This window comes from Pseudomonas berkeleyensis (assembly GCF_014109765.1).
Lineage (GTDB): Bacteria > Pseudomonadota > Gammaproteobacteria > Pseudomonadales > Pseudomonadaceae > Aquipseudomonas > Aquipseudomonas berkeleyensis.
In genome coordinates, this window is sequence record NZ_CP059139.1 from 505,620 (window position 1) to 529,983 (window position 24,364).

The 24,364-nt window shown below is 63.4% G+C and carries 20 protein-coding genes, 1 pseudogene and 1 riboswitch; of the genes and pseudogenes, 8 read left to right on the plus strand and 13 right to left on the minus strand.

Features of this window, described 5'->3' with window-relative positions:
- Positions 1-6: 6 nt before the first annotated feature.
- The gene (locus HS968_RS02365) at positions 7-477 is read left to right on the plus strand and encodes a chemotaxis protein CheW (RefSeq protein WP_182369979.1); all 471 of its coding nucleotides are present in this window, start codon (positions 7-9) and stop codon (positions 475-477) included.
- A gap of 149 nt (positions 478-626) precedes the next feature.
- Here HS968_RS02365 and HS968_RS02370 read toward each other — a convergent pair whose 3' ends face one another.
- Together HS968_RS02370 and HS968_RS02375 are read right to left on the minus strand one after the other, a co-directional pair.
- On the minus strand, positions 627-1,346 hold the full coding sequence (locus HS968_RS02370; RefSeq protein WP_182369980.1) for a 16S rRNA (uracil(1498)-N(3))-methyltransferase: 720 nt from the start codon (positions 1,344-1,346) through the stop codon (positions 627-629).
- A 58-nt stretch (positions 1,347-1,404) separates the two neighbouring features.
- On the minus strand, positions 1,405-2,808 hold the full coding sequence (locus tag HS968_RS02375) for an adenosylmethionine--8-amino-7-oxononanoate transaminase (protein WP_182369981.1): 1,404 nt from the start codon (positions 2,806-2,808) through the stop codon (positions 1,405-1,407).
- 258 nt (positions 2,809-3,066) lie between these two features.
- Here HS968_RS02375 and HS968_RS02380 point away from each other — a divergent pair, with 258 nt between their 5' ends.
- On the plus strand, positions 3,067-3,612 hold the full coding sequence (locus HS968_RS02380; RefSeq protein ID WP_182369982.1) for a cytochrome b: 546 nt from the start codon (positions 3,067-3,069) through the stop codon (positions 3,610-3,612).
- Positions 3,613-3,671: 59 nt separating this feature from the next.
- On the plus strand, positions 3,672-4,247 hold the full coding sequence (locus HS968_RS02385) for a YceI family protein (protein ID WP_037003789.1): 576 nt from the start codon (positions 3,672-3,674) through the stop codon (positions 4,245-4,247).
- Positions 4,248-4,360: 113 nt separating this feature from the next.
- On the opposite strand, the gene HS968_RS02390 is transcribed toward HS968_RS02385, so the two are convergent.
- From HS968_RS02390 to ahcY, 7 genes are all read right to left on the minus strand, one after another.
- Positions 4,361-6,259, minus strand: a complete 1,899-nt coding sequence (locus HS968_RS02390) for a DEAD/DEAH box helicase (protein ID WP_170965151.1) — start codon at positions 6,257-6,259, stop codon at positions 4,361-4,363.
- A gap of 188 nt (positions 6,260-6,447) precedes the next feature.
- Entirely contained in the window at positions 6,448-7,206 is a 759-nt protein-coding gene (locus HS968_RS02395; RefSeq protein WP_182369983.1) for a substrate-binding periplasmic protein, read from the minus strand.
- A 52-nt stretch (positions 7,207-7,258) separates the two neighbouring features.
- A complete protein-coding gene (gene ppnN, locus HS968_RS02400; RefSeq protein WP_182369984.1) occupies positions 7,259-8,632 on the minus strand; it encodes a nucleotide 5'-monophosphate nucleosidase PpnN in 1,374 nt (457 codons plus the stop codon).
- A gap of 94 nt (positions 8,633-8,726) precedes the next feature.
- Positions 8,727-9,491: a DUF3142 domain-containing protein gene (locus tag HS968_RS02405; RefSeq protein WP_182369985.1), complete on the minus strand. Its 765-nt coding sequence runs from the start codon at positions 9,489-9,491 to the stop codon at positions 8,727-8,729.
- Positions 9,461-11,623 (minus strand): hypothetical protein, encoded by a 2,163-nt coding sequence (locus HS968_RS02410; protein ID WP_182369986.1) that lies wholly within the window; start codon positions 11,621-11,623, stop codon positions 9,461-9,463. The genes HS968_RS02405 and HS968_RS02410 overlap by 31 nt, the downstream gene beginning before the upstream one ends.
- Positions 11,624-11,666: 43 nt before the next feature.
- The gene (metF, locus tag HS968_RS02415) at positions 11,667-12,512 is read right to left on the minus strand and encodes a methylenetetrahydrofolate reductase [NAD(P)H] (protein ID WP_182369987.1); all 846 of its coding nucleotides are present in this window, start codon (positions 12,510-12,512) and stop codon (positions 11,667-11,669) included.
- Between the two features lie 100 nt (positions 12,513-12,612).
- Entirely contained in the window at positions 12,613-14,001 is a 1,389-nt protein-coding gene (gene ahcY, locus HS968_RS02420) for an adenosylhomocysteinase (RefSeq protein ID WP_238338904.1), read from the minus strand.
- A 23-nt stretch (positions 14,002-14,024) separates the two neighbouring features.
- Positions 14,025-14,106: riboswitch (S-adenosyl-L-homocysteine riboswitch) on the minus strand.
- A gap of 183 nt (positions 14,107-14,289) precedes the next feature.
- On the opposite strand from ahcY, the gene HS968_RS02425 reads away from it, so the two are divergent.
- The 4 genes from HS968_RS02425 (at position 14,290) to HS968_RS02440 (ending at position 17,540) form a co-directional block, all read left to right on the plus strand.
- Positions 14,290-14,679, plus strand: coding sequence for an acyl-CoA thioesterase (locus tag HS968_RS02425; RefSeq protein ID WP_179623581.1), 390 nt, complete (start codon positions 14,290-14,292; stop codon positions 14,677-14,679).
- Between the two features lie 125 nt (positions 14,680-14,804).
- Complete coding sequence (locus tag HS968_RS02430; protein WP_179623582.1) at positions 14,805-15,191, plus strand: MAPEG family protein; 387 nt, start codon at positions 14,805-14,807, stop codon at positions 15,189-15,191.
- Positions 15,192-15,389: 198 nt separating this feature from the next.
- A complete protein-coding gene (locus HS968_RS02435) occupies positions 15,390-16,979 on the plus strand; it encodes a methyl-accepting chemotaxis protein (protein WP_182369989.1) in 1,590 nt (529 codons plus the stop codon).
- Between the two features lie 111 nt (positions 16,980-17,090).
- The gene (locus HS968_RS02440; protein WP_182369990.1) at positions 17,091-17,540 is read left to right on the plus strand and encodes a c-type cytochrome; all 450 of its coding nucleotides are present in this window, start codon (positions 17,091-17,093) and stop codon (positions 17,538-17,540) included.
- On the opposite strand, the gene HS968_RS02445 is transcribed toward HS968_RS02440, so the two are convergent.
- The 4 genes and pseudogenes from HS968_RS02445 to HS968_RS02460 all read right to left on the minus strand — a co-directional run bounded on the left by HS968_RS02445 (position 17,534) and on the right by HS968_RS02460 (position 22,023).
- Positions 17,534-17,929, minus strand: a complete 396-nt coding sequence (locus HS968_RS02445; protein WP_182369991.1) for a DUF1090 domain-containing protein — start codon at positions 17,927-17,929, stop codon at positions 17,534-17,536. The two genes, HS968_RS02440 and HS968_RS02445, sit on opposite strands and share 7 nt — an antisense overlap.
- A gap of 113 nt (positions 17,930-18,042) precedes the next feature.
- Positions 18,043-19,692: pseudogene (gene ligB / locus HS968_RS02450) on the minus strand (NAD-dependent DNA ligase LigB); the annotation flags it as partial.
- A gap of 138 nt (positions 19,693-19,830) precedes the next feature.
- The gene (gene metK, locus HS968_RS02455; RefSeq protein WP_182369993.1) at positions 19,831-21,021 is read right to left on the minus strand and encodes a methionine adenosyltransferase; all 1,191 of its coding nucleotides are present in this window, start codon (positions 21,019-21,021) and stop codon (positions 19,831-19,833) included.
- Positions 21,022-22,023 carry an ArsR/SmtB family transcription factor gene (locus HS968_RS02460; protein ID WP_182369994.1) on the minus strand — a complete coding sequence of 334 codons (1,002 nt, stop codon included), beginning with the start codon at positions 22,021-22,023 and terminating at the stop codon, positions 21,022-21,024.
- Positions 22,024-22,304: 281 nt separating this feature from the next.
- Between HS968_RS02460 and tkt the strand changes: the two genes are divergently transcribed.
- Complete coding sequence (gene tkt / locus HS968_RS02465; RefSeq protein ID WP_182369995.1) at positions 22,305-24,305, plus strand: transketolase; 2,001 nt, start codon at positions 22,305-22,307, stop codon at positions 24,303-24,305.
- The last annotated feature ends 59 nt before the right edge of the window (positions 24,306-24,364 follow it).

Genomic DNA, 24,364 nt, shown 5'->3' on the forward strand with positions numbered 1-24,364 from the left:
ATTCTCATGAGCCAAGCCGTCGCCACCCAGAACAGCGCCGCCAGCCTCACCGGTTTGCTGGTGCCTCTGGCCGACCGCACCCTGCTGTTGCCCAACGTCGCGGTAGCCGAGCTGATTCCCTACCGCGCCCCGCAGGTCAGTGAAGGCACGCCGGACTGGTTTCTCGGCCAGATCGCCTGGCGTGACCTGCGTCTACCGCTGTTGTCCTTCGAAGCTGCCAGTGGCGGACAGGTGAAGGTTGCCAGCGGCGCGCGGGTGGCGGTGATCAACGCATTGGGCGGGCGGCCCAAGGTCAAGTTCATCGCCCTGTTGGTACAGGGGATTCCGCGTTCCTTGAAGGTCGGTAACGATCTGGCTGCGGCCGATGTCGATCTGGCACCGCTGGAGCTGGGCGCCGCGCGCGTCGGGGAGGATGTGGTGCGGATTCCCGACCTGGTGGGGTTGGAGCAGTTGCTGGCGGATGCCGGGTTGATCTGACTCCTGATCACCGCATTAGCCGGTAGGGTGCGCCATGCGCACCAAGCGTTCCCGCATCTGAAACTTTTCATGATTGGTGCGCGCGGCGCACCCTACGGGGCTTGTGGTCGCGTTTCCCATGCCCCGAACGGCTCTGGATTGCACCCGAGCTACAGATCCCCCCACAGTTGCTGCGCTACGGTCAGCGCCACCACTGGTGCGGTCTCGGTACGCAGCACGCGCGGCCCCAGGCGGGCGGCGTGGAAGTCGGCGCTTTGTGCCTGTTCGACCTCCGCATCGCTGAGGCCACCCTCCGGGCCAATCAGGAAAGCCAGGCTCTGCGGCGGCGCATGGCTGACCCAGGGCGCCGCCACCGGGTGCAGTACCAGCTTCAGTTCGGCTTCGGTCTGCTGCAGCCACGCGTCCAGTTCCAGTGGCGGATGGATCACTGGCAGTACCGAGCGCCCGCATTGCTCGCAGGCACTGATTGCTACCTGGCGCCAATGGGCCATGCGCTTGTCGGCGCGTTCGTCCTTCAGGCGCACCTCGCAGCGGGCGGAGACGATCGGGGTGATTTCCGCTGCGCCCAGTTCGGTGGCTTTCTGGATTGCCCAGTCCATGCGCTCGCCACGCGACAGGCCCTGGCCGAGGTGAATACGCAGCGGTGATTCGGCCAGGCCGTCGATGGCTTCACGCAACTCGACGCGCACGTTCTTCTTGCCCACCTCGATCAGCTCGCCCAGGTATTCCCGACCGCTGCCGTCGAACAGCTGCACGGCATCGCCGACCGCATGGCGCAGTACGCGGCCGATGTAATGGGCCTGCGCCTCGGGCAGCTCGTGCTGGCCGAGGGAGAGCGGGGCATCGATAAAGAAGCGGGAGAGGCGCATGACGTATCAACCTTGAACAGAGGCGCGAATTCTAGCCGTAGGGTGTGCTGTGCGCACCTCAGCCCGGATCGCGATGATCGGGATAACGGTTGTCCACCGCCACGCTGACGGACGAGCGTGTGGCGATATCGATGCCTTCACTGGCCACCTCGGCGAGGAAGTCGATCTCTTCTGGCTTGATCACGTAGGGCGGCAGGAAATACACCACACTGCCCAGTGGGCGCAGCAGCGCACCGCGCTCCAGTGCGTGCTGGTACACGCGCAGGCCACGCCGCTCCTGCCAGGGGTAGGCTGCCTTGCTGGCCTTGTCCTGCACCATCTCGATGGCCAGGGCCATGCCGGTCTGGCGCACTTCGGCGACGTTAGGGTGATCGATCAGGTGGGCGGTGGCGCTGGCCATGCGCGCGGCCAGGGCCTTGTTGCGCTCGATCACGTGGTCATCGCGGAAGATGTCCAGCGTCGCCAGGGCCGCGGCGCAGGCCAGCGGGTTGCCGGTGTAGGTGTGCGAGTGCAGGAAGGCGCGCAGGGTGGCGTAATCGTCATAGAAGGCGCCATAGACCTCATCGGTGGTCAGCACCGCAGCCATCGGCAGGTAGCCGCCGGTCAGCGCCTTGGACAGCACGAGGAAGTCCGGGGTGATGCCGGCCTGCTCGCAGGCGAACATCGTGCCGGTGCGGCCGAAGCCAACGGCGATTTCGTCATGGATCAGGTGCACACCGTAGCGGTCGCAGGCGTCGCGCAGCAGCCGCAAGTAGATCGGGTGATACATACGCATGCCGCCAGCGCCCTGGATCAACGGCTCGACGATCACCGCTGCGACCTCATGATGATGGTCGGCCAGCGTCTGCTCCATATGGGCGAACATCGCGCGCGAGTGCTCTTCCCAGCTTATGCCCTCCGGGCGCAGATAACAGTCGGGGCTCGGTACCTTGAGCGTGTCGAGTAGCAAGGGTTTGTAGGTGTCGGTGAACAGCGACACGTCGCCTACCGACATCGCGGCTACCGTTTCCCCGTGGTAGCTGTTGCTCAGGGTGACGAAGCGCTTCTTGCTCGCCTGGCCGCTGTTGAGCCAGTAGTGAAAGCTCATCTTCAGCGCTACTTCGATGCCCGAGGAGCCATTGTCGGCATAGAACACCTTGTTCAGGCCGGCCGGGGTGATCTGCACCAGGCGCTCGGACAGCTCGATGACCGGTTGATGGGTGAAGCCGGCGAGCATCACGTGTTCGAGATTTTCCAGCTGATCACGGATGCGCGCGTTGATGCGTGGGTTGGCGTGGCCGAAGACGTTGACCCACCAGGAGCTGACCGCATCCAGATAGCGTTTGCCGTCGAAGTCCTCCAGCCATACGCCGGAGGCCTTGCGGATCGCCACCAGCGGCAGGCGCTCGTGATCCTTCATCTGGGTGCAGGGGTGCCACAACACGTCGAGGTCGCGTTGCATCCAGTGGTCATTGAAGCTCATGAGAAATCTCCCTGTGTTCGGCGGCACAGCCTACCAGAAGCGGCCTGTGGGACGCGGTCGATGCCGTTGGTCTGCCGCAATATGCCGTCTGCTCCAGAGGTGACGAACTTTGCCACGCAGGCTTCGTACTAAGCTCATCGACCTGAATGCGCCAGGATGAGATATCGCATTTCTCGATGTTTCATAGCGAAATTTTCCGCTTTAAATCGATATATTTGCCGTTAGTCTTGCTCGGACACTGAATTAGGGAAGCCCCCCATGCAATGGCGCAATACCTCTGCTCGTTATGGTCTGGTCAGCGTCGTGCTGCACTGGCTGGTGGCGTTGGCCGTGTTCGGCCTGTTCGCCCTCGGCTTCTGGATGGTGGGGCTCAGCTACTACGACCCGTGGCGTCAGAGCGCACCTGATCTGCACAAGAGCATCGGTATCGTGCTGTTCGCCGTGATGCTGCTGCGGGTGCTATGGCGCCTGTTCAATCCGGCTCCGGCGGCCCTGGCCAGTCACGGCCAGCTCACTCGCCTGGCCTCCAAACTGGGCCACGGCGCTCTCTATCTCGGCCTGTTCGGCGTGATGATCTCTGGTTACCTGATTTCCACCGCCGATGGTCGTGGTATCGAGGTGTTTGGCCTGTTCAGCGTGCCGGCGACCCTGACCGGTATCGCGCAACAGGAAGACATTGCCGGTGCAATCCACGAATACCTGGCCTGGGGCCTGGTGATCTTTGCCGGGTTGCATGGCCTGGCGGCGATCAAACACCATTTCATCGACCGCGACAGCACCCTGCTGCGGATGTTCGGGCGCTGACGCATTCATAACCGGGCCAATGCCCACCTAGATCGACAACCTCGCAAGGAGAACACCCCATGTTGAAGAACGCCCTCGCTGCACTGGTTCTGGGCTCCGCTCTGATCGGCGGCCAGGCCATGGCGGCCGATTACGCCATCGACAAGCAAGGCCAGCACGCCTTCGTCAACTTCAAGATCAGCCACCTGGGCTACAGCTGGCTCTACGGCACCTTCAAGGATTTCGACGGCAAATTCAGCTTCGACGCCGCCAAGCCTGAGGCCAGCAAGGTCAGCGTGAGCCTGAAGACCGCCAGCGTCGATACCAACCACGCCGAGCGTGACAAGCACATCCGCAGTGCCGACTTCCTCAATGCGAGCAAGCATGACACGGCCACCTTCGAGTCCACCTCGGTCAAGTCCACTGGCGAAGGCACTGCCGATGTGACCGGTAACCTGACCCTCAACGGCGTGACCAAGCCGGTGGTGATCGCTGCCAAGTTCATCGGCGAAGGCAAGGATCCGTGGGGCGGCTACCGTGCCGGTTTCGAAGGCACCACCACCCTGAAGCTGAAGGATTTCGATATCTCCATGGATCTCGGCCCGGCTTCGGAAACCGTCGAGCTGATCATCTCGATCGAAGGTGTTCGTCAGTAATAAAAGGAGCGAGGCGGGTCATCGGTGCGCACGGCGCACCCTACGTAACTGACAAGCCAGCGCACCATGAAAAACGCCGCCCAATGGGCGGCGTTTTTCATTAGCGTGGCAGCTTACTCTTCGCGGTTGCGCGTCAGTAGTGCGGGTTTTTCACTGCGTGGACGCGTGCTGTTGCTCAGCTCGTCGAGCTGCTCGGCGCTGGGGAAACGATCCAGGCGCGAGCCTTTGTGCACGATGATCGGCTGCTTTTCACGTGGGTTACGTACGGCCGCTTCGGCACGTGGCAGTTCGTCACGATCCAGCGAGGTGATGCGACCATCATGTGCTGGTCGGCCACGACCACCGCCGTTGCGGCCTTGACCGCCCTGGCCACCCTGACGACGATTCTTGCCGGAGTTGCCCGGGTTGCCACCTGTGTTGCTGCGCGGTTGCCGGTTGTTGCTGTTGGCTTTCTGCCCCTGGCCCTGAGCGGCGCCGTTGCCGCCAGCGCCGCCTGAACGACGGCCGCGACCTTGCGGCTTGTTCTGCACCGGCACGTAGTCGGCACGGTTACCGAAATTGTCGATCTCGTCGTCGAGGAATTCTTCAGGGTCACGATCCGGCGGCAGCGCAGGAACGGCTGGGGCGGCGCCACGATTCTGATTGCGAGGCTGCTGACCACGACGGTTCTGCCCTTGGCCCTGACCTTGCTGTTGCGGCTTGGCTTTCTGATCCTTGCCGCCGTCCTTGCCCTTGTCTCTGCGGCCGCCGTTGTTGCGCTCGCCCTTGGGCTTATCGCCACCGCCTTCGGTTTTCTGCTTCTTCTGCCCGGCATTGCGCGGTTGGCGCGGCTCACGTACTTCCGGACGTTCCGCTTCCACAGCACTGGCGTCGAAGCCCATCAGATCGCCATCGGGGATCTTCTGCTTGGTCATCCGCTCGATGCTCTTGAGCAGCTTCTCTTCGTCCGGGGCGACCAGCGAGATGGCCTCGCCACTACGGCCAGCGCGGCCGGTGCGGCCGATACGGTGAACGTAGTCTTCTTCGACGTTGGGCAGCTCGAAGTTGACCACGTGCGGCAGTTGGTCGATGTCCAGGCCGCGGGCGGCGATGTCGGTGGCGACCAGAATACGTACCTTGTTCGCCTTGAAATCGGCCAGGGCCTTGGTGCGCGCGTTCTGGCTCTTGTTGCCATGGATTGCTGCAGCCGTCAGACCGTGCTTGTCGAGGTACTCGGCCAGGCGGTTGGCGCCATGCTTGGTGCGGGTGAACACCAGCACCTGTTCCCAAGCGCCCTGAGTGATCAGGTGGGCGAGCAGGGCACGCTTGTGGCTGGCAGCCAGGCGGAACACCCGCTGTTCGATGCGCTCGACCGTGGTGTTCGGCGGCGTGACCTCGATGCGCTCGGGGTTGTGCAGCAGCTTGCCGGCCAGGTCGGTGATGTCTTTGGAGAAGGTGGCCGAGAACAACAGGTTCTGGCGTTGTGCGGGCAGCTTGGCCAGTACCTTCTTGACGTCATGGATGAAGCCCATGTCGAGCATGCGGTCGGCTTCATCGAGCACGAGGATTTCCACGTGCGACAGGTCGATGGCTTTCTGATTGGCCAGGTCGAGCAGGCGACCTGGGCAGGCCACCAGGACATCGACACCTTTGGCCACGGCCTGAACTTGTGGGTTCATGCCAACGCCGCCGAAGATGCAGGCGCTGACGAATTTCAAATCGCGGGCATAGACCTTGAAGCTGTCATGCACCTGGGCGGCCAGCTCGCGAGTGGGGGTCAGCACCAGCACGCGGGGTTGTTTCGGGCCGTGGCGTTGTTCGCGATCCGGATGACCACCTGGGAACAGGCGCTCAAGGATCGGCAGGGCGAAACCGCCCGTCTTACCTGTACCCGTCTGGGCCGCCACCATCAGGTCGCGACCTTGCAACACGGCGGGAATGGCCCGCTGTTGCACCGGAGTGGGTTGGGTGTAGCCGGCGGATTCGACCGCACGGACTAAAGCCTCGGAGAGACCGAGGGAGGCAAAGGACATGAGCAATCCTGTACTAATTGAGGGCGTGGCCCTGGGGGTGTAGAGCCTGGCTTGAATCACGCTTTGGGGGGCATGATCCCGTCCGGTACTGCTGGCTTCTGAGCGCCAGCATCCGGGCGCAAGCCTGGCGGGAAGCCCCGAGTATAACAGAGCGCGAGGCTTGCGCACCTATCAGCCTGTCGGTTGGTTCACGGCTTGAGCTGCCGGGGATTGGCGTAGCGTTGTTGCAGGCGCGCATAGGCGGGTTCGCGCTTGAAGCGGCGCAGTTCGCGAGTGAAGTCACTGGCCAGCTGTTGTAAGGCCGGATCGCGGCGCAGCGCCAGGTACATAGGGTCACGACCGACGGCCTTGCGGTTGTAGTCGACTTGCTGCTGCATGCCCATCTGCCTGCTCAGATAGAGACCGGCGCGACGATCATTGACCACCAGATCGACCCGATGGCGCACCAGCTTGCCCAGGTTGGCCTCGTGAGTTGGCGCCTCCTCGCGGCTGAACAGGGCGGAAGTGCGGAATGTCTCGTCGTTGTACCAGTAGCCGGGTGAGATACCGATCACCAGGTCGCGCAGGTCTTCCAGGCGGCGATAGGGATAAGGGCGGTTGCGCGCGTAGAACAGCACGAACTCGACTTCGCTCAGCGGTTCTTCGACGAACAGCATCTGCGCTTCGCGTTCAGGCAGGTGGAAAATGTCGAGAATGCCGTCGGCGTGCCCCTGTTCCAGCGCCAGCAGACAGCGTTTCCACGGCAGGAATTGCAGCTCCAGATCGATACCCAGGCGGCGCAGAACCTCGCGGCTGATGTCGTAATCGAGGCCGGTGGCCTGACCGTCTACTTCATAGACATAGGGCGCCCAGGCATCCGTGACCAGGCGCAGCGTTTCACCGCGGGCAGTGAAGGCGATACAGCACAGTAATAGGGCGGCGATAATCTGGCGCTGTAATAATGGCATCGCGCCAGATTATCGATTTTACCTGTGCCGTAAAAGGGCGGGAGCGATCACTTTAGTCGATCACCCGATAGCAGGGCTCATAGGCGCTGCCGCCTGGCAGTTTCATCCGGTGTTGCTCGACGAAGGCCTGCAGCAGGCGATCCAGCGGACGCATGATGGTCGCTTCGCCGCGAATCTCGTAGGGGCCGTGCTCTTCGATCAGGCGAATGCCATTCTCCTTGACGTTGCCCGCGACGATGCCGGAGAAGGCGCGGCGCAGATTGGCAGCCAAATGGTGCAATGGCTGCTCGCGGGTCAGGTTGAGGCTGGCCATCGCGTCGTGAGTGGGCTCGAACGGGTGCTGGAAGCTTTCGTCGATCTTCAGCAGCCAGTTGAAGTGGAAGGCGTCGTTGCGTTCGCGGCGGAAGCGCTCCACCTCGCGAATGCCGATGTGCATCTGGCGCGCGACTTCGGCCGGGTCGTTGACGATCATGCTGTAACGCTGCTGTGCGGCTTCACCCAGGGTCGCGCCGATGAAGTCGTGCAACTGCTGCAGGTAGGTGCTGGCGCTCTTCGGTCCGGTGAGGATGACCGGGAAGGGCAGATCCTGGTTGTCCGGGTGGGTGAGGATGCCCAGCAGGTAGAGGAACTCTTCTGCGGTGCCAGCGCCGCCCGGGAAGATGATGATGCCGTGGCCGACGCGAACGAAGGCCTCCAGGCGTTTCTCGATGTCCGGCAGGATCACCAGCTCGTTGACGATCGGGTTCGGCGCCTCGGCAGCGATGATGCCGGGTTCGGTCAGCCCCAGGTAGCGTCCCTTGAGGTTGCGCTGCTTGGCGTGGCTGATGGTGGCGCCCTTCATCGGTCCCTTCATCACGCCCGGCCCGCAGCCGGTGCAGATGTCCAGGCCGCGCAGGCCCAGCTCGTGACCGACTTTCTTGGTGTACTTGTATTCCTCGGTGCTGATCGAGTGGCCGCCCCAGCACACCACCATCTTCGGTTCGACGCCGGTACGCAGGGTGCGGGCGTTGCGCAGCAGGTGGAAGACGTAGTCGGTGATGCCTTCGGAGCTGTCCAGGTCGATGCGCTTGTTCTCCAGCTCGCTCTGCGTGTAGACGATGTCGCGCAGGGCGCTGAACAGCATCTCGCGGGTGCTGGCGATCATTTCACCATCGACGAAGGCGTCGGCCGGCGCGTTGATCAGTTCCAGGCGGATGCCGCGATCCTGTTGGTGAATCTTCACTTCGAAATCCGGGTAGGCCTCGAGAATGGTCTTGGCGTTGTCGCTGTGCGAGCCGGTATTGAGGATCGCCAGTGCGCATTGACGGAACAGGCGATAAACGCTGCCGGAGCCGGTTTCGCGCAACTGCTGCACTTCACGTTGCGAGAGCGTTTCGAGGCTGCCCTTGGGGCTGACGGAGGCGTTGATCTTGGGGCGTTTGAGCATTGAGTGTGTCCTGGCGGCAAGGGTGCGCCGAAGGCTGGCGCGCAAAAGTTCTGAAATCGTTATCGAGAATGTGTGGTGCGAGTGTCGACGATGGTCATGGTGGATTGGATGGCGTGGTGCTGACGGAGTCGCTCGGGTTCAGCAGAAATACCACATAGCCGCGAAACCATGGGCTGCTTTGCAGGTAATCCGGCGGCTGCCACTCGCCGTTTTGTATCAGACCGATGCGAAACGGCAGCTGCAGCCGCCCGATACTCGGCAGGTAGCGCTGGTAACCGGCGATGCTGTGGCGGCCCTGGTAAGTCTGCATCACCACTTCGTCGACGACTCCGCCCAGACGGTTCAGCGCTGCCGGGTCGGCATTGCTGGCCCAGTCGAGCAGGCCGGTGATGCTCAGACGGTAGTGTGCGGGCAGACGCTGACGTAGGTCTTCGAGAAAGGTGGCGTAACGATCCAGGCGCAGGGTCTGCGCATCGAAGTCGATCTGCACACCCGTCACTCGGTTGCCAGCGCGCTGCCAGCGTTTCAATTGCGCCAGCAGCAGTGCGTGAATGTCCTCGTTCCAGTCCAGGGTATGCGCGCGGTATACCAGCCAGAGTTCGATATCCTTCGACAGCCGAGGCGTTGCCGGGTTCTGCGCCAGCATGCGTGCGGACGGCTCACCAGCACGGCGCGGGCCGTCGATCTGTCCCTGTAACACATACAGGGTGTTCGCCTGGGCCAGCACTGGCTGCGGTTTGACACCGCCCCATAACCAGAAGGCCTGGTAATCGGCGGCGTCGACTCGCCCGGCCTGAACCGGCAAGCAGGCGCCGAAAAACAGCAGGCCTACCAGTAGTACTTGAGCCGCTGCGCCCACTGGGTATCCGCGTAGCTTCGCTTGAGGGTCTGGAACCACTGTTTGCGCTCGTCCTTGGCGATGTCCTGATCGTCGCAACTGTTGAAGCCACTGGGGGCGTAGCAGTTGATTGCACGAAACAGGGCGTAGGCCTTGTCGTCATGACTGGCCCGAGGGGTATTCATCAGTTTCTGGTAACCGGCCAGACGCGAATAGGGAGTGCCTTGGAACTGACTTGGCGCGCTGCCCAGTTCGCCAGCGACGGGCGCACGATTGAGTTGGTGACCGTCGAGACCGTTGACGCGGATGAAGTCGCCCAGGCACAGCGTGCCTTGTGCGTCTTCGGGGTTGGCGGCGAGGCGTTCAGCGACCTTGGCCAGGCTCGGGCAGACATAGCCGGCACTACTGCCACCGGCCCAGGTGAACAGGCTCGGGTCGAGCCGCTCAGTGGGCTGGGCTGGCTTGTGAGGGAATTTCGCGAGGTCGCTGATGAAGTCGGCATAACGGCCGTAATTCAGATCACGGTAGAGCAGGGTGTAGAGCGCTGTGGCCCGCTCATCCGCTGCCACCTGTGTGTTGCCTGCCTGTTGGCGCAGCAGTTCGGGGCCGGCACCGTAGGCCAGCAGGCGTTCGCGGATCGGCGCCGTGGTGATCGGCGAGTCGGCGGCGAACACTTTCTCCAACTGACCGCTACGCTCGTAATTCAGGGCCAGGGCCAGTTGCAACTGGGCCTGCTGCAGCGGGTCGGTGCTCCGCGCGAGCAACGCCTGCCAGTGCTGCAGCGCTGTAGCCGTCTCGCCTTTGCTTTCCAGTGCCAGGCCGCGCAGGGTTTCCTGGCTAAAGGTGACGGCGTTCATCGGCCCACTGGCAGGTTTTGGCAGTGCGGCGAGGGTCTGCTCGGCGTCACCTGCGCGATAGAAGTGCCAGGCTGCGAGCAGGTACGCGTGCAAGTCAGGCTGGCTGGCGAAGCGCGGTTGCTGCGCTTGCAGTTGTTCCAGGCTGATTTGTGGTGCACGTTCTTTGCCGGGGTCGCGCAGGCGGATCAGATCGGCCATGGCCAGCAGAAGCGGGTCTTCGATTGCTTCAGGTTTGAGGCTGGGCAGCAACTTGCCGTCCAGTTCTTCGATCAGTGCGTGCATGTCTACTTGCTGTTCGCCCTGCTCGAACTGTCGGGCGAACGCCTCGGCAAAGCGGCTGGTGTCGCCCTTGAGCCAGTACACGCGGCGTAATAGGCCGCGTGCCGAATCGCTGTACAGACCCTGTGGGTAGTCCTGTAGATACTGGTCGAAAGCTTGCTCGGCCGTTGCAAGGCTGGCTTGCTCGACGCTTTCCTGGGTGAAAAAACCATATTCGTCGAAAGCGTTTTGCTGGGCCTGGTTCAGCGCCACACGACCGAGCAGGTAGCGAGCGGTTTCTCGTAGCCAGGGCTGCTCGCTATCGGCGAGTGTGGCGAAGTGCTCGTGGGCGCCGCTGAAGTCGCCGCGGTAGAAGGCGTCGGCGCCGCGCAGGTAGCGGCCGTAGGCCTGGCTGGCGGGCGATTGCAGATGCGCCGCCTGCGGCAGGATATCGTCCGCTTGTGGGTCGCCTTCGCCGCACAGGCTCAGCAGACTGCGGCGTGAGCGCGCCAGGGCCTGTGCTTCGCTTGCGGCCAGAGTTGGTGTGGCGGTCAGGGCATCGACGAAGCCGCGCATGGCTTGCAGATCGTTACTACGGCAACGATTACCTTCACCTTCGGCGAAGTGGTGCACGGCAAAGGCGTCCGGCTCGCTGGCGATGCCTAGGCGTTGCAGGGCATCGTTGAGATAGACCACATTCGGGTCTTGTGCGGGCTGCTCGTCATTCTCGGGTGTTGTCTGGCTACGGCTTGGGTCGATCATGCCGAGGCTGAAGGGCACCAGGCCATAGCCGTATTCGTAACCTTCGATGGCCTTCGGCTTGCGGGTTAGGCGCAGGTAGCCAGCGTCATCGAGCAACAGCTGAAGGTTGACGCGACTGTCGTTGCCGGGGCTGAGGAACGCAAGGTTGTTACAGCCGGAAAGGCCATCGCTGACCAGTTTCCAGCTTGGCTGACAGGTCATGTCGGCGCTGGCCAGGACTGCATTGGCATGCAGTCCGGCAAGCAACGTGAAGGGAAGGAGGTGCTTGAGTGTCATGGGCTCATCCTTGAGCAGGAGCCGCTAGGCGGCTCCCTGCCTGTCAACGTTTGAGGTTGAGGTTCTTCCAGATGGCCAGGCTGGGGTCGGCCTGGTTCAGGGTATAGAAGTGCAGGCCAGGTGCGCCACCCGCGAGCAGGCGTTCGCACATTTCGCTGATCACCTGTTCGCCGAAGGCCTGGATGCTGTCGATGTCATCGCCGTAGGCTTCCAGCTGCTTGCGTACCCAGCGCGGAATTTCCGCGCCGCAGGCGTCGGAGAAACGTGCCAGCTTGCTGTAGTTGGTGATCGGCATGATGCCCGGCACCACCGGGATATTCACACCCAGTTTCTGCACGCGCTCGACGAAGTAGAAGTAGCTGTCGGCGTTGAAGAAGTACTGGGTGATGGCACTGTTGGCCCCGGCCTTGGCCTTGCGTACGAAGTTGGCGATGTCGTCCTCGAAGTTGCGTGCCTGCGGATGCATTTCCGGATAGGCGGCGATTTCGATATGGAAGTGATCACCGGTCTCAACGCGGATGAACTCGACCAGCTCGTTGGCGTAGCGCAGCTCGCCGCTGGCCATGCCCATGCCGGACGGCAGGTCGCCGCGCAGGGCGACGATGCGCTTGATGCCGGCGTTCTGGTACAGGTTGAGCAGCTCGCGCAGTTCGGCCTTGCTGTCACCGACGCAGGACAGGTGCGGTGCGGTGGGCACCTTCACGTCGCCATCGAGTTGTAGCACGGTATTGACGGTGCGATCACGAGTGGAGCCACCGGCACCGTAGGTGCAGGAGAAGAAATCGGGGTTGTAGCTCGCCAGCTGGCGCGCCACGTTGAGCAGTTTTTCGTGCCCGGCTTCGGTCTTGGTCGGGAAGAACTCGAAGCTGTAACGGCGTTCTTGAGACATGGGAAAGCCCCGTAGGGTGGGTTGGCCGAAGGCGTAACCCACCTGTGAAATGGCTGGTGGGTTGCGCCGATGTACGGCTAACCCACCCTACGGTTGTGGATCAGTAGCGGTAGGTGTCCGGCTTGAACGGGCCTTCCACGGTCACGCCGATGTAGTCGGCCTGCTGCTTGGTCAGCTGGGTGACCACGCCGCCGAAGCCCTTGACCATTTCCAGTGCGACTTCTTCGTCCAGCTTCTTCGGCAGCACTTCGACGGTCAGGCGCTCGGCCTTCTTCTCGGCGGAGAGGTCGGCGAACTTCTGCTCGAACAGGAAGATCTGCGCCAGTACCTGGTTGGCGAACGAGCCGTCCATGATGCGGCTTGGGTGGCCGGTGGCGTTGCCCAGGTTCACCAGACGGCCTTCGGCCAGCAGGATCAGGTAGTCGTCGTTGGTCGGATCGAAGCTGCCGGCGCCGGTGCGGTGGATCTTGTGCACCTGCGGCTTGACCTCTTCCCACACCCAGTTCTTGCGCATGAAGGCGGTGTCGATCTCGTTGTCGAAGTGACCGATGTTGCAAACCACGGCGCGTTTCTTCAGGGCCTTGAGCATGCCGGCGTCGCAGACGTTGACGTTACCGGTGGTGGTGACGATCAGGTCGATCTTGCCCAGCAGCGCAGCGTCGACACTGGCCTCGGTGCCGTCATTGATGCCGTTCTTGTACGGGGAAACCAGCTCGAAGCCGTCCATGCAGGCCTGCATGGCGCAGATCGGGTCGACTTCGGACACCTTGACGATCATGCCTTCCTGGCGCAGCGACTGGGCCGAGCCCTTGCCCACGTCACCGTAGCCGATGACCAGCGCCTGCTTGCCCGACAGCAGGTGGTCGGTACCGCGCTTGATGGCGTCGTTGAGGCTGTGGCGGCAACCGTACTTGTTGTCGTTCTTGCTCTTGGTCACGGCGTCGTTGACGTTGATCGCCGGGACTTTCAGGGTGCCGGCCTTGAGCATGTCGAGCAGGCGGTGCACACCAGTGGTGGTCTCTTCGGTGACGCCGTGGATGCGCTCGAGCATCTGCGGGTATTTCTTGTGCAGGATCTCGGTCAGGTCACCGCCGTCGTCCAGCACCATGTTGGCGTCCCACGGCTGGCCGTCCTTGAGGATGGTCTGCTCGATGCACCACTCGTACTCTTCTTCGGTCTCGCCCTTCCAGGCGAATACCGGGATGCCGGCGGCGGCGATGGCGGCAGCGGCCTGATCCTGAGTGGAGAAGATGTTGCACGACGACCAGCGCACTTCGGCGCCCAGGGCGGTCAGCGTCTCGATCAGTACGCCGGTCTGGATTGTCATGTGGATGCAGCCGAGGATCTTCGCGCCTTTCAGCGGCTGGCTGGCGGCGTATTTGCGGCGCAGGCCCATCAGTGCCGGCATCTCGGACTCGGCGATGATCAGCTCTTTGCGGCCCCAATCGGCCAGGGAAATATCGGCGACTTTGAAATCATTGAAAGACATGCAATAGCACTCCATTCGTTGTCTGCGAATGGGCGCCGTTGATGCGTATGGTTAACGCCCCATCCGAGCCTGACAGGTTGCCCTGCTGCAGCGCCCCTCGGACAGGTGGCGGGCGCAACCGGAGCGGTGCCGGTTGCGTGAAACCGGCAAATTATAGCCTTGTGCGCAGCGCAGCCCAAGGCTTTCCGTCGCATTTGCCTGACTATGACTGTCATAGCCAGGCATGCCACGACAAGCGCAGCGTTGCGGGCGCATCATGGGCGTCCAATCTGGCACGGAGGACACTGCATGAATTTCCATACTCGCAAGTGGATCAAGCCCGAGGATCTCAACCCCAATGGCACCCTGTTCGGCGGCAGCCTGCTGAAATGGATCGACGAAGAAGCGGCGATCTACGCCATCGTTCAGCTCGACAATCAGCGCGTGGTCACCAAGTTCATCTCCGAGATCAATTTCGTCAGCTCGGCGCGCCAAAGCGACATCATCGAGCTGGGCATCACGGCCACCGAGTTCGGCCGTACCTCGCTCACGCTACGCTGCGAAGTGCGCAACAAGGTGACCCGCAAGAGCATCCTGACCATCGACAAGCTGGTGTTCGTCAACCTTGGCGAGGATGGCCAGCCAGCGCCACATGGCAAGACCGTGATCACCTATGCCAAGGATCGCTTCCAGGAGTGAGCGATGCTGGCCGGGATCGCCGCAGACTTGGCCGAAGCGCCGGCATGATTGGCGGACGCGGCCATGGACGCCACGACACTGCTCGCCCAGGCTTGGCTTCCCGACCTTTCGAGTGAAGCCAAGCCATGACCCTCGCCTACTGGTGCGTTCTGATCGCCATCCTGTTGCCTTACCTGGGCACCGCCAGCGCCAAGTTCCTCGGCCCTGGCTACGGCCCGCGTGCCAATCAGGATCCGCGCGCCTTTCTCGGCACCTTGGAGGGCTGGCGCAAGCGGGCCAACAATGCTCAGCTCAACGGCTTCGAGGTCACCCCGGCATTCGCTGCGGCAGTGATCATTGCCCACCAGGTCGGTGGTGCCGAGCAGGCGTTGCTCGATCAGTTGGCCGTGGCATTCATCGTCAGCCGTGTGCTGTATTTCATCTGCTACCTGGCCGATTGGGGGCCGCTGCGCTCGCTGGTATGGTTTGCCGGCATGGGGCTGATCGTGTCCTTGTTCGTGGTCTCCGCTTGACCTGCTCGGCTGAGAGCTGGCGTGTTGCAAGCCTGTTGTAGGCGATGAGTCAAAACGGCGCGTGACCGTTTGCTCGTTGCGCCGTTCTGGTGCGTTTGTCGCGAGCAATCGGTCTGCAGTGCGCTTGGCGCCTGGCCATGTTCTTGCTTGCTCCTCATCATTTGGCGGGGATTCCCGCCGACTGCCAGGGAGCCCGCCATGTTCGTCAGTACTTTCTTCGACCGTTTGCTCAGTGCCATTGGCCTGCGCACGCTGAATCAGCAATTCCTGTTTTCCTACGCGCTGATGTTCCTGCTTGCCGTGGTCGCGTCGGTGGCGCTGTACCTGAGCATGTCGGTGTCGCCGGAGACCATCAACGTGGCCGGTGCGCAGCGCATGCTCAGCCAGAAGATGACCAAGGAAGCGCTGCTGCTGCGCGAGGGTGTGCTGCCCGCCGCGACGCTGGAGGCGACCATGGCGCAGTTCGATGCGGCCCATCGCGACCTGCTGAGTGGCAACGCGACACGCAATATCAGCGCCATTGCCGAGCCGAGCGTACAGGCGCAGATGAACAAGGTCGGTGGTCTCTGGCAGGGTTTTCGCGGCCAATTGCAGCGCATGGTGTCCGGCGATACGGCCGTCGACCTCAAGGCGCTCGAGCAGCAGTCGGTCGAGTTGTTGCGGGAGATGAACCAGGCCGTCGGCCTGATGGCCGCCCACGCCGAAGGTAGCCAGCGCCGGCAGATGTGGCTGGCGTTCGGTTGCGTGCTGGGCATCCTGGCGTTGGTGGTGCTGGGCCGTCAGTTCGGCCTGCGGCCGCTGATGCACAACCTCAAGGCGGTGGAAGGTGCGCTGACGCGAGTCGGCTCCGGCGATTTCACTCGTAGTCTGGATGGCCATCAGGGCGACAACGAGATCGGCCGTATCTTTGCCGGCTACAACCGTATGCAGGAACAGGTGCGAGGCCTGCTGGCGGAGGTCAAGCGCAGTGGCGAGCGCACTGGTGAGCATGTCGGCAGCGTGGTCGGTGCAGCGCAGTCCGCCGGTGATGGTGTACGTCGTCAGTACGAGGATCTCGATCAGGTGGCAACGGCGATGAACGAGATGAGTGCCACCGTGGCCGAGGTAGCGCGTCACGCCGCTCACGCTGCCGAGTCGGCACGCAGCGCCGATGATCGTGCGCAGAGCGGTCGGCAGGTGGTGCAGCGCAGCTCTGCGCAGATAGCCGAGCTGGTCGAGCAACTGCGACGCAGCGGCGAACAGGTGCAGCGTCTGGAGGCTGAAACCGGTGGTGTGGGCAAGGTGCTCGAAGTGATTACCGGGATTGCCGAGCAGACCAACCTGCTGGCGCTCAATGCGGCCATCGAGGCCGCGCGTGCAGGCGAGGCCGGTCGCGGTTTCGCTGTGGTCGCCGATGAGGTGCGCACGCTGGCCAGTCGTACCCAGCAGTCCACCGGTGAAATCCAGGCGATCATTCAGCGCCTGCAAGGCGGTGCGCGCGATGCGGTGCTGGCGATGCAGCACAGCGCGGCACTGGCCGATGACAACCTGAGCCATATCCGCCAGGCCAGCGAAGTGCTGGAAACCATCGTCGGAGCGGTCGATGGCATCAATGCGCTCAATGCGCAGATCGCCACTGCGGCCGAACAACAGAGCCAGGTGGCGCAGGAGATCGACCAGCGGGTGACGAATATCTCCAGCCTGGCCGAGCGCAGCCAGGGCGAAACCGAGAGCGTGGTGCGGGTCAGCGCGCAGATTCAGGGCGAGGTGCAGCAGCTCAATAGCCAGTTGGGACGCTTTCGTACCTGAACCCCGGCTGACTGGCGCGGGTGAAAGATCGGTGTTGTGACAAGAGGTCGCTTGGCCAGGTGGGGGCGAGCCGCGATACTGGCGGCCCTTTGTCGCCCGGAAGTCGTGTCGATGACCCTGAAGAAACTCCTGATGCTCACCTGCGTCTGCCTGGCCCTGGCTGCCTGTGGCGGAGTCGATCCCAACTCGCCACTGGGTAAACGTCAGGCGCTGTTCAAGGAAATGCTCAAGGTCAGCGAGGATCTGGGTGGGATGCTGCGTGGTCGCATTCCCTACGATGAAGCCGGCTTCATCAGCGGCGCTGCCGAGCTCGATCGCTTGTCACGCGAGCCTTGGCAGCATTTTCCGTCGGTGGCGGATGATGAGCGCAGCAAGGCCAGTCCTGAAGTCTGGCAGCGTCAGGAGCAGTTCCAGAAGATGGCGCGCGACCTGGAGCAGGCCACCGCTGCACTGGTGCAGGCCACGACCGCTAAGCCGTTGCGTCGCTCTGCGCTCGAACCCGCTGTGCAGGCCGTCGAGGACAGCTGCGAGGCCTGCCACAAGGCCTTCCGCGCTTACTGATCGGCGCGCGCTTCAGCCTCGGCCTGTTCCAGTTCGGCGCGCGACTCGGCTAGCTTGGCCTGACGCTTGGCGATCTTCTCCTGGTCGCCCTTGTCCATCGCTTCGCGCAGATCCATCTCGCGCTCCTGCACTTCCTGGCGAGCCTCTTCCACGCTGGCCAGGCGCTCCCTGTGCAGGGTGGCGTCATCGCAATGGGCTTCGACGTTGCCCAGAGCCTTCTGCAGCCCTTCCAGTTCGCGCGAGTTGCCGCTCTGGCGGGCGGCCTCGATCTTCTCCTCGATGACCTGGCGCTTGGTGGCGCAGCCGCTGGCGGGTTCGGCGGCCAGGATCGGCACGGCATTCAGATTGGCGGCCAGCAGCAGGCCGAGTAGGGCGGTTTGACGAATCATGGTGTTTCCTCGTGGGGGCCTCTTTCGAACTGACCCTGGTCGGTGCGCGAGGTTCGACCTGCGTGGCCGATCTGCTGATCCGGATCAGCCTTGCGGCGATTTCCCCCTGCCTGAAAACTGGCCACGCCAGCGTGCTGCAACTGCCTGCCCAGGCGCAGGATCTCGGGGTGGCTGAAGAATGCCAGTAGCCGCTCCGCGCTCTTCTGGCCAATGCCAGGCTGGCGCAGCCAGTCGTCTCGCTGGCGTTCGGTCAAGTTGCGCCAGTCATCCAGCTCGCCATTGTCGAAGCCCGGCGGCGCACCGAGGGCACGCAGCCATTGTTGCAGCGACCTGTCATGGGCCTGGCTGAATGCCTGCTGCAATTGCCCGGCGCGGCGCGGGCCGATACCTGGCAGGCTTTTCAACTGCTCGGCGTCCAGCTCCAGCCAGTCGAGCAGGCCGTCGAGGGGCAGGCGGCTCCAGGTGCCAGGGCCGACGCCGGTCAGGGCCAGCCCTTGCTTGCCACTGAGCCAGGCCAGGCGGGCCTGGAACTGTTGTTGGCATTGTGGGCTGCTGCGCCAGCAGCTCAGCGCGTGGTAGTCCGTTGCTCGCGGCACCGCCACCGAGGGCCGCTGCGGGCTGCGCCAGATGACCTGGTCGAGTCGAGGAATGGTCAGCCCGGCCAGGCGGATTGCCACCTGGTCGCCGGGCCGTATATCCAGATTCTCCCAGGTTTGCAGCGAACCCAGGGCAACGCGACTGATGCGGCGCTCGTCGAGGTCGACCGGCTGTAAGCGCAGTACAGGTGTGATGCGTCCGCTGCGGCCGATGTTGAAATCTACCGCCTGCACCACGGCCAGCGCCTGGCTGGCCGGATACTTCCAGGCAATCGCCCAGTGCGGTGCTTCGGCCTGCCAGCGCTGGCCCGGTGGTCGCGTACCCTGGCGCAGCACCACGCCATCGCTGGCGAATGGCTGTGGCTCGCTGAACCAGCGCTGGCGCCAGCGGCGGGCGTCCTGCGCATCCGTGAGTGGCTGGGTGTACTGCAGGCTGTCGCTGAAGCCCAGTGTGTGCAGTGCTTTCAGGCGTTCGGGCATTTGCGCCGGGCCGTCGGGCCAGTCCCAGACGAACAGGCCAATGGTGGCGGCCTCCTGCTCGTTCAGGGTCTGCCGGGCCATCATCCCGGCTACCTTGCCACGGGCTCCGGCGCCGCCAGCATGCGCTTGCACGTGGCCTTCCATGCGCCAGTAGAGTTCGCCCTGCAAGACCAGGTCGCGCGCTTCGGGCAGGCGTGAAGGGACGGCGGGTAGTTGCCTGGCGCGCGCTGTCCAGTCCTGCCCGTGGCGTCCATCGCCGCGGCTGATGGCCTGCTGCAAGATGCCCTCGCGGTAGACCAGGGTGACGGCGACACCGTCGACCTTGGGCTGAATCCACAGGTCGTCGCGGCTGGCGACCCACTCGCTCACGGCTGCATCGTTCAGCTTGCGTAGCCCGGTCTGGACAACCGGATGCGCGAGTGCGCCGGTGCTGCCAGTCAGTGGCTCTGGCATCGTCTTGCCGCTGGTCGGGAAGCATCGGTGCCAGGTCTGCAGACGCTCGCGCGCTTGATCGTAGAGGTCGTCGGCGACCAGCGAATGGCCCTGGTTGTGGTAGGCGTCGTCCCATTGAGCGATCTGCTGGCCAAGGGTGTCGAGCTCGACCCTGGCGCGATCCAGCGGCCAGTCGGGGCAGGAGGTGGCTTGGGCGGTCAGCGGGAAAAGAAGCAGCGCAATCCAGCGTTTCATGGCAAGCGTCCGTGCTTGAAGGGATGAAGTCAGCCTAGACGAATTAGTGGCCTGCGCTGGGAGGATGGTGTTCCGTTCGTCAGCCGCCGCAATGAAAAGCCCCGCACAGGGCGGGGCTTTTCGTGTTGCGACTTAACCTTACAGGCCAGCGGCGGCGCGCAGGTCGGCAGCCTTGTCGGTGCGTTCCCAGGTGAAGGTGGTGAAGTTGTCGTCGCCGACGGTCTTGGATTGCGGCGTGCGGCCGAAGTGGCCGTAGGCAGCGGTTTCCTGATACATCGGGTGCAGCAGGTCGAGCATCTTGGTGATGGCGTACGGACGCAGGTCGAAGACTTCACGCACCAGCTGGATGATCTTCTCTTCGGCGATCTTGTGGGTGCCGAAGGTGTTGATCGAGATGGAGGTCGGCTGGGCCACGCCGATGGCGTAGGACACCTGAATCTCGCAGCGTTCGGCCAGGCCGGCGGCAACGATGTTCTTGGCCACGTAGCGGCCGGCGTAGGCTGCCGAGCGGTCGACCTTGGATGGATCCTTGCCGGAGAAGGCGCCGCCGCCGTGACGGGCCATGCCGCCATAGCTGTCGACGATGATCTTGCGACCGGTCAGGCCGCAGTCGCCCACCGGGCCGCCGATGATGAACTGGCCGGTCGGGTTGATGTGGAACTGGGTGTCCTTGTGCAGCAGTTCGGCCGGCAACACGTGCTTGACGATCAGTTCCATCACGCCATCGCGCAGGTCGTCGTATTTCACTTCCGGGTTGTGCTGGGTGGACAGCACGACTGCGTCGATAGCCGCGACCTTGCCATTCTCATAGCGGCAGGTGACCTGGGATTTGGCATCCGGGCGCAGCCACGGCAGCAGGCCGGACTTGCGTGCTTCGGCCTGGCGCTCGACCAGGCGGTGCGAGAGCACGATGGGCGCCGGCATCAGCACGTCGGTTTCGTTGCTGGCGTAGCCGAACATCAGGCCCTGGTCGCCGGCACCCTGATCTTCCGGCTTGGCACGGTCGACGCCCTGGTTGATGTCCGGGGATTGCTTGCCGATGATGTTGAGCACGCCGCAGGTGGCGCCGTCGAAGCCGACATCGCTGCTGGTGTAGCCGATGTCACAGATGACGTCACGGACGATCTGCTCCAGATCGACCCAGGCGCTGGTGGTCACTTCGCCGGCGACGATGGCCACACCGGTCTTGACCAGGGTTTCCACGGCCACGCGGGCGTGCTTGTCCTGGGCGATGATGGCGTCGAGCACCGCATCGGAGATCTGGTCGGCGATCTTGTCCGGATGCCCTTCGGACACGGACTCGGAGGTAAACAGGGAATATTCGCTCATCTATCGGTTCCTTTCTTGCCGGAGGCTGAAGGCGCTGTGCGCATCGGGTTTGGCAAAGTGCCGTAATTGAATCTGAAAGCCGTTTTTCAGGCCTATGTAGAGGCTTTCGCCGGGCGTCAGGCCGGCGGCCGTCGCCCAGCGCGCCAGGTCTTCCTGTTCGAAGCCGAGCCACAGGTCGCCGCAGGCTTCGCGCGCCCAGCTCTGGTCGTGGCTGCACAGTTCGCTGAGCAGCAGGCTGCCGCCTGGTGCGACCAGTCCGGCAAGCTTGCGAAAGGCTTCGGCCGGCGTGGCGAAGTGGTGCAGCACCATGTTCAGCACCACGCAATCGGCGGCAAGCTGTTCATCCTGCAGCGCATCGGCCAGCTTCAGTTCGACGTTGTGCAGACCTTCGGCCGCGCAGCGTTGGCTGGCCAGTTCGAGCATAGCCGGGCTGTTGTCCAGCGCGGTGACATGAGCGAAGCGACTCGCCAGCTCGGGCAGGAAGGCGCCGTCGCCCGGGCCGATCTCCAGTGCTGTGGCGCTGGGGGCGAAGCCCAGCGCGTCGAGCAGCGCCAGCAGACTGTCGCGGTACTGCGGCAGGCCGGCGATCAAATCCTGCTGGGCCTGGAAGCTGGTGGCCATGCGCGCGAAGAAATCGCGGCTGACGGTGGCGCGCTGCTGGTGCACGGTGGCGATACGCGCCTGCACTTCACCGGGTAGCGGCAATTCGTCGATGTCTTCCAGCATGGCGGCGTGCAGGCGGCCGTTGGGCAGGGCGCGGCGATAGAAGATCGCGTTGCCCTCGCGGCGCGTGGCCACCAGGCCTGCCTGGGCCAGCACTTTGAGGTGATGACTCATGCCTGACTGGCCAATGGCGAAGATCTGCGCCAGTTCCAGCACTCCGAACGAATCGTTGCTCAGGGCGCGCAGAACGTTCAGGCGCAACGGGTCACCGCCGGCCTTGCACAGGGCGGCGAGCTCGTCGCAGGGATCGAATTCCAGCTGGGAGGCGCGCAGGGTCATGGTGGCGCAGTCTAGTCGGTCATTTTTCATACAGCAATACCAATATCAAAAAGTTTTGATATTGGTATTGTGGCTCGTCTGATCACGGTTCAGAAACCTGGCGTGACGAGGCGCCTTGCCTGGATAGGGCGGGTAGTCCTGTGGTGGGCATTCTGAGTGAGCAGGCAGGTTGATTTAGTCTCTACGACCATCTGTCATTGCCCCGCGGGGGCGGCTGGGCGAAAATGGGCGCCTTTTTTCGCCCCCTTCATTCAGAAGCAGCCCCCGTAGGAGATTCAGCGATGCCCAGCCGTCGTGAGCGAGCCAATGCCATTCGTGCCCTCAGCATGGATGCTGTGCAGAAAGCCAACAGCGGCCACCCCGGTGCCCCCATGGGTATGGCGGATATCGCCGAAGTACTGTGGCGCGACTACCTCAAGCACAACCCGAGCAACCCGAACTTTGCCGACCGTGACCGCTTCGTGCTGTCCAACGGCCATGGTTCGATGCTGATCTACTCGCTGCTGCACCTGACCGGCTACGACCTGTCCATCGATGACCTGAAGAACTTCCGTCAGCTGCACAGCAAGACCCCGGGTCACCCGGAATACGGCTACACCCCGGGTGTCGAGACCACCACCGGCCCGCTCGGCCAGGGCATCGCCAACGCCGTCGGTTTCGCCATCGCCGAGAAGGTGCTGGGCGCGCAGTTCAACCGTGAAGGCCACGATATCGTCGACCACAACACCTACGTGTTCCTCGGCGACGGCTGCATGATGGAAGGCATTTCCCACGAAGTCTGCTCGCTGGCCGGCACCCTGGGCCTGGGCAAGCTGATCGCCTTCTACGACGACAACGGCATCTCCATCGACGGTGAGGTCGAGGGCTGGTTCACCGACGACACGCCGAAGCGCTTCGAAGCCTACGGCTGGCAGGTGATCCGCAACGTCGACGGCCATGACGCCGAAGAGATCAAGATGGCCATCGAGACCGCGCGCAAGAGCGTGGATCAGCCGACTCTGATCTGCTGCAAGACCACCATCGGCTTCGGTTCGCCGAACAAGCAGGGCAAGGAAGAGTGCCACGGCGCGCCGCTGGGTAACGATGAAATCGCCCTGACCCGCGCCAACCTGGGCTGGAGCCATGGCCCGTTCGAAGTCCCGGCTGATATTTACGCCGAGTGGGACGCCAAGGAAGCCGGTGCTGCCGCCGAAGCTGCCTGGAACGACAAGTTCGCTGCCTACGCCGCTGCCCATCCCGAGCTGGCTGCCGAGTTCAAGCGCCGTATCGCCGGTGAGCTGCCGGCCGACTTCGCCGAGAAGGCCGCTGCCTACATCAAGGATGTCGCCGAGAAGGGCGAAACCATCGCCAGCCGCAAGGCCAGCCAGAACGCGCTGAATGCCTTCGGCCCGCTGCTGCCGGAGCTCCTCGGTGGTTCGGCCGACCTGGCCGGCTCCAACCTGACGCTGTGGAAGGGCTGCAAGGGTGTATCCGCTGAAGACGCATCCGGCAACTACATGTTCTACGGCGTGCGCGAGTTCGGCATGAGCGCAATCATGAACGGCATTGCCCTGCACGGTGGTTTCGTGCCGTACGGCGCGACTTTCCTGATCTTCATGGAATACGCGCGCAACGCCGTGCGCATGTCCGCGCTGATGAAGAAACGCGTGCTGTACGTGTTCACCCACGACTCCATCGGTCTGGGCGAAGACGGCCCGACCCACCAGCCGATCGAGCAACTGGCCAGCCTGCGTGGCACGCCGAACCTCGACACCTGGCGCCCGGCCGATGCCGTAGAATCCGCCGTAGCCTGGAAACATGCCATCGAACGCGCCGACGGCCCCAGCGCCCTGGTGTTCAGCCGCCAGAACCTGCCGCACCAGCCGCGTGATGCCCAGCAACTGGCTGATGTCGCGCGCGGCGGCTACGTGCTCAAGGACAGCGCCGGCGAGCCGGAGCTGATCCTGATCGCCACCGGTTCGGAAGTCGGTCTGGCTGTGGCTGCTTACGACAAACTGACCGCTGCCGGCCGTAAGGTGCGCGTGGTGTCGATGCCGTCCACCAGCGTGTTCGATGCCCAGGACGCCGCCTACAAGCAGGACGTGCTGCCGCTGCAAGTCGGTGCGCGCATCGCCATCGAGGCTTCGCACGCCGACTACTGGTACAAGTACGTGGGTCTGGAAGGTCGCATCATCGGCATGACCAGTTTCGGCGAGTCGGCCCCGGCCCCGGCGTTGTTCGAGCACTTCGGTTTCACTGTCGACAACATCGTCGCCACCGCCGAAGAACTGCTGGACGCCTGATGCGTTGACGCCCCTCTTCCGCCCGCGGGAGAGGGGGTTGAACTGCGAACCTGCGAGAC